The organism is Streptomyces sp. NPDC087844, assembly GCF_044742785.1.
Taxonomy (GTDB): Bacteria; Actinomycetota; Actinomycetes; order Streptomycetales; family Streptomycetaceae; genus Streptomyces.
The window spans coordinates 1-11716 of the sequence record NZ_JBIUVD010000056.1 but is presented as its reverse complement, the minus strand read 5'-3'; the positions used below and the strand labels follow the sequence as shown (position 1 = coordinate 11716).

Annotated in this window: 2 protein-coding genes and 1 pseudogene; all 3 read left to right on the top strand. The window is 69.1% G+C overall.

Features of this window, described 5'->3' with window-relative positions; genetic code table 11:
- Position 1: 1 nt before the first annotated feature.
- A pseudogene (locus ACIOKD_RS41845) lies at positions 2-700 on the top strand (AMP-binding protein); the annotation flags it as partial.
- 45 nt (positions 701-745) lie between these two features.
- Positions 746-4636: an amino acid adenylation domain-containing protein gene (locus ACIOKD_RS41840; protein ID WP_402093713.1), complete on the top strand. Its 3891-nt coding sequence runs from the start codon at positions 746-748 to the stop codon at positions 4634-4636.
- Positions 4633-11716: amino acid adenylation domain-containing protein (locus ACIOKD_RS41835; protein ID WP_402093712.1), on the top strand; the 7084-nt coding region annotated here is incomplete at its 3' end. The genes ACIOKD_RS41840 and ACIOKD_RS41835, both read left to right, overlap by 4 nt.

Genomic DNA, 11716 nt, shown 5'->3' with positions numbered 1-11716 from the left:
GGTGGTGCGGGGGGTTTTGGAGGGGTTGTCGGCTGGGGTGTTGGGGGTGGGTGTGGTGTCGGGTCAGTTGGCGTCGGTGATTTATACGTCGGGGTCGACGGGGCGGCCGAAGGGTGTGTGGGTGTCGCATGGGGCGTTGGTGGGGGTGTTTGCGGGGTGGGAGGTTGCTCATTTTGGTGTGGGGGTGGGGTTGCGTTGGTTGACGGTGGCGAGTGCGAGTTTTGATGTGTTTACGGGTGATGTGGTGCGGGCGTTGTGTTCGGGTGGGGTGTTGGTGGTGGGGCGGGTTGGTTTGCAGGTGGATGTGGGTGAGTGGGTGGGGGTGTTGGTGGGTGCGGGGGTGGGTGCGTTGGAGTGTGCGCCTCGGTATGTGGATGAGTTGGTGGGTTATGTGGAGCGGGTGGGGGTGTGGTTGGGGGGTTTGCGGTTGGTGGTGGTGACGACGGATGTGTGGCGTTGGGGTGGGGTGGTGCGGGCGCGGTCGGTGTTGGGTGGTGGTGTGCGGTTGTTGACGGGTTATGGGGTGACGGAGGCGGCGGTTGATTCGACGTTCGGTGTGTTGGGCCGGGTGGGTGTGGTGGAGGGGCCGGTGCCGGTTGGTGGGCCGTTGCCGAATGTGCGGGTGTATGTGCTGGATGGGCGGTTGGTTCCGGTGCCGGTGGGTGTGGTGGGTGAGTTGTGTATTGCGGGTGGGCAGTTGGCGCGGGGTTATGGGGGTCGGGCGGGGTTGACGGCGGAGCGGTTCGTGGCGGATCCGTTCGCGGGGGACGGTTCGCGGATGTATCGGTCGGGGGACCGGGTGCGGTGGCTGGCGGATGGGGAGCTGGAGTTTCTGGGGCGGGTGGATGAGCAGGTCAAGGTCCGCGGCTACCGCATCGAACCCGGCGAGATCGAAACTGTTCTTGCCTCGCACGACAGGATCAGGGCCGCGGTCGTGGCGGCAAGGGGTGACGGCGAGAGCCGTCGGCTGGTCGCCTACCTGGTCCCGACGGACCTGGCCGCGGGCGCCCCGTCGGTGGGCGATCTGCGGGCGTACCTCGGTGAGCGACTGCCGGACTTCATGATCCCGTCGGTTTTCGTCGAACTGGCCGCGCTGCCTCTCACGCCGAACGGGAAGGTGGACCGGGCCGCGCTGCCGGAACCCGACGGAATGCGCCCGGACCTCGACGGGTTCCTGGCTCCCGCCACCGCCACCGAGGAACTGCTCGCCGGCATCTGGGCCCAGGTCCTCGGCGTCGACCGGGTCGGCATCTATGACAACTTCTTCGAGCTCGGGGGGCACTCCCTGCTCGCCACCCAGGTCGTCTCCCGCATCCGCACGGTGTTCAGGGCCGAGATACCGCTGTCCGCGTTGTTCGACCGCCCCACGGTCCGGGACCTCGCCGCGACGGTCGAGGGCTCGACCAAGGGGATCTTGACGCCGCCCGTCACCCGGATCAGCCGCGACGAACCCTTGCCGTTGTCCTTCGCACAGCAGCGGCTGTGGTTTTTGAATCAACTGGAGCCCGACTCCCTTGAATACAACGTGCCGCTACTGGTGCGATTCTCCGGCGATCTCGACGTGGAGGCCTTGGCCGCGGCACTGAGCGGAGTGCTCGCGCGGCACGAGGTACTGCGGACCAGACTGGTGGCCGACATGGACGGTGTGGTCCACCAGGTCATCGACCCGCCGACGCCGCTTCCGCTCTCCGCCACCGACGTCTCCGGGTACACCGATCCGGTGACGGCTGCACGGGAACAGGTGGAGGCGGAGGTGATGACGCCGTTCGATCTGGCGGCCGGGCCTCTCATCCGCGCGACACTCATCCGGGTCGCCCCCGACGAACACGTACTGACGCTGGCCATCCACCACGTGGCCTTCGACGAATGGTCGGTGCGGATCCTCCGCCGTGAGCTCTCCGCCCTGTACGAGGCGTTCCGCTCGGGTGAGCCGGATCCGTTGCCGTCGCTGCCGGTGCAGTACGCGGACTTCGCGGTGTGGCAGCGCGAGTGGCTGACCGGAGACGTACTCGACGGACATCTCTCCTACTGGCGCCGGCAGCTGACGGATCTGCCCGCACTCGAACTGAGTACGGACCGCCCGCGTCCGGCCGTCCGGTCCACCGAGGGAGCGGTCACCGAGTTCACCGTCTCCGCGCACACGGTGGAGGCCTTACGGGCGCTGTGTCGCAAGAGCGGCACGACGATGTCCATGACCCTCCTGGCCGCCCTCGACGTGCTGCTGGGCTGGTACGCCGACACGGACGACGTGGTGGTGGGCACCCCCGTGGCGAACCGGAACCGGGCCGAGACCGAGGACCTGATCGGCTTCTTCGTCAACACCCTGGTGCTGCGCACCGATCTGTCCGGCGACCCGTCCTTCAAGGAGTTGCTCGGGCGGGTACGGGAGGTCGCCCTGTCCGCTTACGCCCACCAAGACCTGCCCTTCGAACACCTCGTGGACGACCTGGTCGTTGAACGGGACCGGTCCCGCACAGCGCTCTTCCAGGTGTTCTTCAACTACACGCCTGACGAAAGTGCCCACCGTACGGACCACACGGCGCACGACGACACCGACAGCGGCACCGGCACCGACGGATCCGCGATGGCCGCGCCGGCCACGACGTCGGTGAACTTCGACCTCTCGCTGATGCTGGGGGACCGCGACGGCGGCCTGGCGGGCGCGATCGAGTACAGCACCGCGCTGTTCGACGCGGAGACCGTGGAGCGGATGGCGGGGCACCTCGTCGCGGTGTTGGAGGCCGTGGCGGAGGATGCGGGGCGACGGGTCAGCGAGGTGTCGGTCCTGACTGGCGCTGAGCGGCGGCGGGTGGTGGAGGAGTGGAACGAGACTGCTGAGGCGTTGCCGGGCGTGGGTGGGGTGCATGAGCTGATCGCTGCGCGGGCGGAGTCGGGTCCGGATGCGGTGGCGGTCGTCTCGGACGGCAAGGCACTCACGTATGGCGGACTGATGGCGCGTGCCAATCGCCTGGCGCATCATCTGCGAGGGCGCGGGGTGGGTGCCGAGTCGGTGGTGGGGCTGTGTCTGCCGCGTGGGGTCGACATGGTGGTGGCGATGGTGGCGGTGTGGCAGGCGGGTGGTGCGTATCTGCCGCTGGATCCCGAATACCCGGCTGAGCGGCGGGAGTTCATGGTCGCTGACAGTGGTGTGCGGGTGGTGGTCGGGTCGGAGATGATGGCCGAGGTGGCCGGGGATCTGCCGTCCACGGCTCCTGGAGTCGACGTACACGCGGACCAGCTGGCGTATGTGATCTATACGTCGGGGTCGACGGGCCGGCCCAAGGGTGTGCAGGTCGGGCATCGCAGTGTGGTGGGGATGGTGACCGCGCTGGCTTCGGTGCTGGGAGCGGGTGCGGGGGTTCGGGTCCTGCAGTTCGCGTCGTTCAGTTTTGACGCGGCGGTGCTGGATGTCGCGGTGACCCTTGCCTCGGGCGGCACGCTGGTGGTGGCGAGCAGTGCCGAGCGCGCCGCCCCGGAGGTACTGACCGGGGTGATCGGGGCGCAGGCGGTGGAGGCGGCGAGTGTGGTGCCGTCCCTGCTGGGTGTCCTGAACCCGGACGAGGTGCCGGGTGTCGAGACGTTGTTGTTGGGTGCGGAGCGCTTGACGCAGGCGGTGGCGCAGGCCTGGGCGTCCGGCCGCACCTTGGTGAACACCTACGGCCCCACCGAGGCGACCGTCATGGTCACCACGGGCCCGGTGGCCCCGGAGCCGACCGCGGCCCCGCCGATCGGTACCCCGGTCGCCAACGCCCACCTGTATGTCCTGGACGCACGCCTGAACCCGGTCCCGGTCGGAGTGGCCGGCGAGGTGTACATCGCGGGTCCGCAGGTGGCCCGCGGCTACCGCGCCCAGTCTGCCCTGACCGCCGAACGCTTCGTGCCGGACCCGTTCGCCGCCGACGGCACCCGTATGTATCGCTCGGGTGACCGGGCGCGGTGGCTGGCTGAGGGCACGCTGGACTTCATCGGCCGGGCCGACGATCAGGTCAAGGTCCGCGGTTTCCGTATCGAGCCCGGTGAGATCGAGGCCGTACTCGCCGCCCACCCGCAGATCCGCACCGCCGTCGTGACCGCGTTCGGTGAGGCCGAGGACCGCAAGCTGGCCGCCTACCTCGTGCCGGAGGATGCGGCGGAGGGCATGCCGGCCGTCACTGACCTGCGGGACCACGTCCAGTGGAGCCTGCCGGCCTTCATGGTCCCGGCCGTCTTCGTCGAACTCGCAGCCCTCCCCCTCACCCCCAACGGCAAACTCGACCGCTCCGCACTCCCCGAACCAGACGGCGTACGACCGCAGTTGGACGAGTTCGAGGCGCCGTCCGGGGACGCCGAAGAGGTGTTGGCCCGATTGTGGGTGCAGTTGTTGGGTGTGGACCGGGTCGGGGCCACGGACAACTTCTTCGAACTGGGCGGGCATTCACTGCTCGCCACCCAGGTGGTCTCCCGGATCAGGGAACTCTTCGAACTCGACATACCGCTGGCCGCGCTGTTCGACCAGCCGACCGTGCGAGGCCTCGCGGCCGTCGTCGAGGAACGCATCTGGTACGAGATCGAGCACATGTCAGAAGCCGAAGTGCTGCAGAGCCTGGACGTCCACGACCGGGACGCAGAGTCTGACGAGAACGGGGTTTCCTCATGACCATGTCCCCTGCGGAGTTCCTGGAGGGGCTGGAGAGCAGAGGCGCCCGCTTCAGCGTCGTCAACGGCCGGCTCAGGCTGTTCGCGCCCAAAGGTGTGCTCACGGACGAGCTCCAGGCCACGCTTCAGGGCTTCCGCGACGAGATCATCGCGCTGCTGGCCGACCGTGGGTCCGAACGGAACACCGGTCATGGGCCTCGGATGCGGGTCGCGGACCGGAACGAGGCCCTGCCGCTGTCCTTCGCGCAGCAGCGCCTGTGGTTCCTGGACCAGCTCGATCCCGGTTCGGCCGAATACAACGTACCCATGCCGGTACGCCTTGGCGGCATGCTGGACGTGGCGGCGCTCAGCGCCGCCCTGAACACGATCGTGGCACGCCACGAAGTCCTGCGGACGCGCCTCGTGGCCGGCGTCGACGGCATGCCGTGCCAGGTGATCGATCCGCCCAAGCCCCTCCCGCTGCCGGTGGCCGATGTGTCCGGCGAGGAGGATCTCGGGGCAGCGGCCTGGATACTCATGGCAGCGGACGTGGCGCTCCCCTTCGACCTGGCGGCCGGCCCGCTGGTCCGGGCTCTGCTGATCCGTCTGGCCCCGGACGAGCACGTACTGGCACTGTCCATGCATCACGTGGTCTTCGACGAGTGGTCGAAGGGGGTCTTCAACCGCGAACTCTCCGCCCTGTACGAGGCTCTCCGCGCGGGTGAGCCGGACCCGCTGCCGTCCTTGCCGGTGCAGTACGCCGACTTCGCGGTGTGGCAGCGGGAGTGGCTGGAGGGTGAGGTCCTGGAGAGCCAACTAGCCTATTGGCGAACCAAGTTGGCCGGGGCCACCCTGCTCGAACTGCCCACCGACCGGTCGCGCCCGCCCGTATGGTCACCGGCGGGCGCACAGACGTATTTCACCGTTCCTGCACGGACCGCGGACGCGTTGCGAGAGGTGTCCCGGCGCGGCGGCGCGACGATGTTCATGACGTTGCTTGCGGCGTTCAACGTACTGCTCGGCCGCTACGCGCACACGGACGACGTGGTTGTCGGCACACCGGTGGCGAACCGGAACCGTGCCGAGACCGAGCGCATGATCGGCTTCTTCATCAACACCCTGGTGATGCGCACCGATCTGTCCGGCGACCCCACCTTCGACGAACTCCTGTCCCGAGTAAGGGATATGGCGCTCGACGCGTACGCGCACCAGGATCTGCCGTTCGAGCAGCTGGTCGACGCCCTGGTCACGGAGCGGGACCGTTCACGCAGTCCCCTGTTCCAGGTGCTGTTCAACTACTTCACCGACGACGGGGCGCAGCACCGGGAACGGGAGCAGGCCCAGTCGCCCGGTAGTGGGCTGTCACTCGGCAGTGTCGAAGGCGATGTGGTCGCCAAGTTCGACCTGCGGCTGATGTTCACCGACGGCGGCCGTGAGTTGACAGGGGTACTCGAATACAGCACCGCGTTGTTCGACGCGACGACGGTGGAGCGAATGGCCCGCCATCTCGTCGCCCTGTTGGACGCCGTCGCCGACGACGCGATGCGGCACATCGGCGATCTGCCGATGCTGACGGTCGCCGAACGAGACGTCCTGGTACATGACTGGAACGACACGGACACAGCCGCGCCCACGGTGGACGGGGTGCACCGGCTGATCGCGGAGCGGGCGGCCGCGTGCCCCGACGTGCAGGCGATCATGTGCGGCGAGGTCTCGCTGACATACGCTGAGCTGCTGGCTCGGGCGAACCAACTCGGCCACTATCTGCGTGCCGCGGGTGTCGGTCCCGACACGCTCGTGGGCTTGTGCCTGTCGCGCGGTGTCGACATGGTCGTGGCGATGCTGGGGGTGTGGCAGGCCGGAGGGGCGTATCTGCCGCTGGACCCGGAGTACCCGGTCGAGCGCCTCGGTTTCATGCTCACGGACAGCAGGGCCACGGTGCTCGTCGGCACCAGCGACATCCTTGACGAGCTGCCGGTGGGACGGCTGCGGACCGTGGTTCTGGATGATCCGACGGACCGCGCGCAGCTGGCGGCCATGCCTACCGATTCGCCCGAAGCGCCCACTCACGCGCAGCAGTTGGCGTACGTGATCTATACGTCGGGGTCGACGGGTCGGCCGAAGGGCATACAGGTCGCTCATGGCGGCGTGGTGAACCTGGTACGGGCCCAAGCGCGGGAGTTCGGGGTCGGGGCAGGCGACGCGGTCGTGCAGTTCGCGCCGTTCGGCTTCGACGCGGCCGTCTCCGAGGTCTGTGTGACGCTCGCGGCCGGCGGCACGTTGGTGGTGGCGACGGCGGAGGAGCGGGCGGAGCCGGCGGCGTTGGCGGCTCTCGTGCGGGAGCGTGACGTCCGGGTGGCCACGTTGCCGCCGTCCCTGCTGGCCGTTCTGAACCCCGGTGACCTGGCGGGCCTGCACACGCTGGTGACGGCGGGCGAGCGGCTGGAGGCAGGCGTGGCCGCCGGGTGGCGGACCGGGCACCGGCTGCTGAACGCGTACGGGCCGACCGAGACCACGGTGTGCGCGAGTATCGCGAGCGTCGATCCTGACGGGCACGGCACGCCGCCGATCGGCACCCCGGTCGACAACACGCGGACGTACGTCCTGGACGAGCGGCTGAACCCTGTTCCCGTGGGCGTGGACGGCGAGTTGTTCATCGCCGGCGCCGGGGTCGCACGTGGCTACGGCCGCCGTCCCGGGCTGACGGCCGAACGTTTCGTGGCTGACCCTTTCGCAGGCGACGGCTCGCGGATGTACCGCTCCGGCGACCGTGTGCGGTGGCTGTCGGACGGGGAGCTGGAGTTCCTCGGCCGCGCCGACCAGCAGACCAAGGTCCGCGGATACCGGATCGAACCCGGCGAGATCGAAACAGTGCTCGCGGCCCATCCGGCGATCCAAGCGGCGGTGGTGACCACGGACGGCGAGGACGCCGACCGCAAGCTGGTCGCCCACCTCGTCCCCGCCGACCAGGCCGAGGGCATCCCACCCGTCACCGACCTGCGAGCCTTCGCGGGCGAACACCTGCCCGGCTTCATGATCCCCTCGGTCTTCACCGAACTGGCCGCGCTGCCCCTGACCGCGAACGGAAAGATCGACCGGGCCGCGCTTCCGGCACCCGACGCCGCCCGCCGGCAGCTCACGGGATACGTGGCACCGTCGAGCGTGACCGAAGAACTCCTCGCCGGTGTCTGGGCCCAGGTCCTGGGTCTGGAACGGGTGGGCGCGACCGACGACTTCTTCGAACTGGGCGGCCAGTCACTCCTGGCCACTCAGGTGGTCTCCCGCGTCAGGGAGGTGTTCGGAGCGGAGATACCCCTGGCCGCCCTGTTCGACCACCCCACCGTGCGTGCCCTCGCGGCGCTGGTCGAGACCGCCGCGCCCCGGGCCTCGGCCCCACCGATCGTGACGGTCGGCCGGGACCAGGATTTGCCGCTGTCGTTCGCCCAGCAACGGCTCTGGTTCCTCGACCAGATGGAACCCGGCTCCGCCGAGTACAACGTGCCCGCGCCCCTTCCCTGGCCAGGCGGCCTGGACGTGGAGGCCCTGGGAAGGGCGCTGAGCGCGGTCGTGGCCCGGCACGAAATCCTGCGGACGCGGCTCGTGGTGGACACCGACGGCGTACCGCACCAGGTGATCGATCCGTCCGAGTCGTTCCCGCTGGCGGTCGTCGACGTGTCCGACGGCACCGAACCCATGCTCGCCGCCCGAGAACTGGTACTCGCCGACGCGGTCACCCCCTTCGACCTCTCGGGCGGATCACTGATCCGCGCCACACTGATCCGGATCGCGGCGGACGAACACGTACTGGCGCTCGCGATGCACCACGTCGTCTCCGACGAGTGGTCGCGGCTCATTCTGCGCCGCGAACTGAGCGCTTGTTACGAGGCGTTCCGCGCGGGTGAGCCGGATCCGCTGCCGCCGCTGCCGGTGCAGTACGCGGACTTCGCGGTCTGGCAGCGGGAGTGGCTGTCCGGCGACGTCCTGGAGCCTCAACTCGACTACTGGCGGCAGGAGTTGGCCGATCTCCCCGTTATGGAGCTGCCGACGGACCGGGCTCGTCCGGCGGTGCGGTCCTCCGCAGGGGCGGTGGCCGGGTTCCGTATCGCACGGGGGACGGCGGAGGCGCTGCGGGCGCTGTCGCGCGAATGCGGCGTGTCGATGTTCATGACGCTGCTGGCGGCCTTCGATGTGCTGTTGGGGCGGTATACGGGCTCGGAGGATGTGGTGGTGGGCACGCCGGTGGCGAACCGGAACCGTGCGGAGACGGAGGATTTGATCGGTTTCTTCGTCAACACGTTGGTGATGCGGTCCGATCTGTCCGGTGACCCGTCGTTCACGGAGCTGCTGGGGCGGGTGCGGGGGGCGGCGCTGGGTGCGTACGCGCATCAGGATGTGCCGTTCGAGCAGTTGGTGGACGAACTGGTCACCGAGCGAGACCGGTCCCGGAACCCGCTGTTCCAGGTTCTCTTCAGCTATGTCGCCGGGGAGGACGACGGCGGTGCCAGCGGTGAGGGCGGCAACGGCGGCACCGGTGGGGGCGACACGGGCTCCAGCGGCCTTCCGGTGAAGTTCGACCTGGCGGTGACGCTGGGCGACAGCAGCGATGGGGCTCTGACCGCGACGATCGAGTACAGCACCGCGCTGTTCGACGCGGCGACGATCGAGCGGCTGACCGGGCATCTCGGCGTGCTGCTGGACGCGGTGGCGGAGGATGCGGGGCGGCGTATCGGTGAGCTGCCGGTGCTGGGTGCGGGTGAGCGGCGGCGGGTGGTGGAGGAGTGGAACGAGGCTGCTGAGCTGTTGCCGGGTGTGGGTGGGGCGCATGAGCTGATCGCTGCGCGGGCGGAGTCGGGTCCGGATGCGGTGGCGGTCGTCTCGGACGGCAAGGCACTCACGTATGGCGGGCTGATGGTGCGTGCCAATCGCCTGGCGCATCACCTTCGGGGGCTTGGGATGGGTGCCGAGTCGGTGGTGGGGCTGTGTCTGCCGCGTGGGGTCGACATGGTCGTGGCGATGGTGGCGGTGTGGCAGGCGGGTGGTGCGTATCTGCCGCTGGATCCCGAATACCCAGCTGAGCGGCGGGAGTTCATGGTCGCTGACAGTGGCGCGCGGGTGGTGGTCGGGCCCGAGACGATGGCCGAGGTGGCCGGGGACCTGCCGCCCACGGCGCCTGAAGTCGACGTACACGCGGACCAGCTGGCGTATGTGATTTATACGTCGGGGTCGACGGGCCGGCCCAAGGGTGTGCAGGTCGCGCACCGCAGTGTGGTGGGCATGGTGACCGCGCTGGCTCCGGTGCTGGGGGCGGGCCCGAATGTACGGGTCCTGCAGTTCGCGTCGTTCAGTTTTGATGCGGCGGTGCTGGATGTGGCGGTGACCCTTGCCTCGGGCGGCACTCTGGTGGTGGCGAGCAGTGCCGAGCGCACCGCCCCAGTGGCGCTGACCGGGATGATCGGGGCGCAGGCGGTGGAGGCGGCGAGTGTGGTGCCGTCCCTGCTCGGCGTCCTGAACCCGGAAGAGGTACCCGGTATTCAGACCCTGCTGCTGGGTGCGGAGCGGCTGACGCAGGCGGTGGCTCAGGCCTGGGCGTCCGGGCGCACGCTGGTGAACACCTACGGTCCTACCGAGGCGACTGTCATGGTCACCACCGGCCCGGTGGCCTCGGAGCCGACCGCGGCTCCGCCGATCGGTGCTCCGGTGGCGAACGCCCGTCTGTATGTCCTGGACGGGCGTCTGAATCCTGTCCCGGTCGGAGTGGCCGGCGAGGTGTACATCGCGGGTCCGCAGGTGGCCCGCGGCTACCGCGCCCAGTCTGCTCTGACCGCGGAGCGTTTCCTGCCCGACCCCTTTACCGCCGACGGCACCCGTATGTACCGCTCGGGTGACCGGGCGCGGTGGCTGGCTGAGGGCACGCTCGACTTCATCGGCCGGGCCGACGACCAGGTCAAGGTACGGGGCTTCCGTATCGAGCCCGGTGAGATCGAGGCCGTACTGGCTACTCACCCGCAGGTTCGCACGGCGGTGGTGACCGCGTTCGGTGACGCCGAGGACCGCAAGCTGGTTGCTTACCTTGTCCCGCAGGATGCCGCAGAGGGCATGCCAGCCGTCAATGCTCTACGGGACCACGTCCAGCGGATCCTGCCGGCCTTCATGGTCCCGGCCGCCTTCGTCGAACTGGCCACCCTGCCGCTCACTCCCAACGGCAAGCTGGATCGGGCGGCACTGCCGCGGCCCGATGGGGAGCGTGCGGGATCGTCGGGGGAGTATGTGGCACCCCGTACAGAGGTCGAGCAGGTTCTGGCTGAGGTGTGGGCGCAGGTCCTGGGTGTGGCACGAGTGGGGGTCGAGGACAACTTCTTCGAGTTGGGCGGCGACTCGATCAGCAGTATCCGGGTGGTGGCCCGGGCCAGGGAGTTCGGTGTCCATGTGACCGTGGCGCAGTTGTTCGACCATCAGACGGTGGCGACTCTGGCGCCGGTGGCGTCGGCCGAGACCGCCACGGAGGCCGAACAGGGCCTGGTGGTCGGGGACTTCCCGCTGACGCCTGTCCAGCGCTGGTTCCTGGAACGTGAGCAGCCGGAGCCCTGGCATTTCAACCAGTCGGTGGTGTTGCAGGCGACCGACCAGGTGGACGCGGACGTGCTGCGGGTGGCCGCACGGGCCGTGGTGGAGCAGCATGACGCGCTGCGTTCCCGTTTTGTCCGGGAGGGCGGAAAGTGGGTCGGCCGTGTGGCGGCCGCGGAACCGGCCGACCTCGTGTCGGTCGTCGATGCCGTCGATGTGGAGGCTGCGGATGAGCCGGCCTTCCTGGAGTCACACGCCTCGGAGGTACAGGCAGGACTCGATGTGAATGAGGGCCCGCTGCTGCGAGTGGCCCTCTTCGACCGGGGTGAGCGAGGGCAACTGCTCCTGGTCGTCGTCCATCACCTGGTTGTTGACACTGTTTCCTGGCCGATCCTGTTGGAGGATCTTGCGTCGGCGTATGCGCAGGTCGAGCGTGGTGCCGGTGTGGTGGGGTTCGCGGCGAAGACGACGTCTTTCGTGGGTTGGGCGCGGCGGTTGGGTGAGTTGGCGGTGTCGGAGGAGGTGGCGGGCGAGGCGG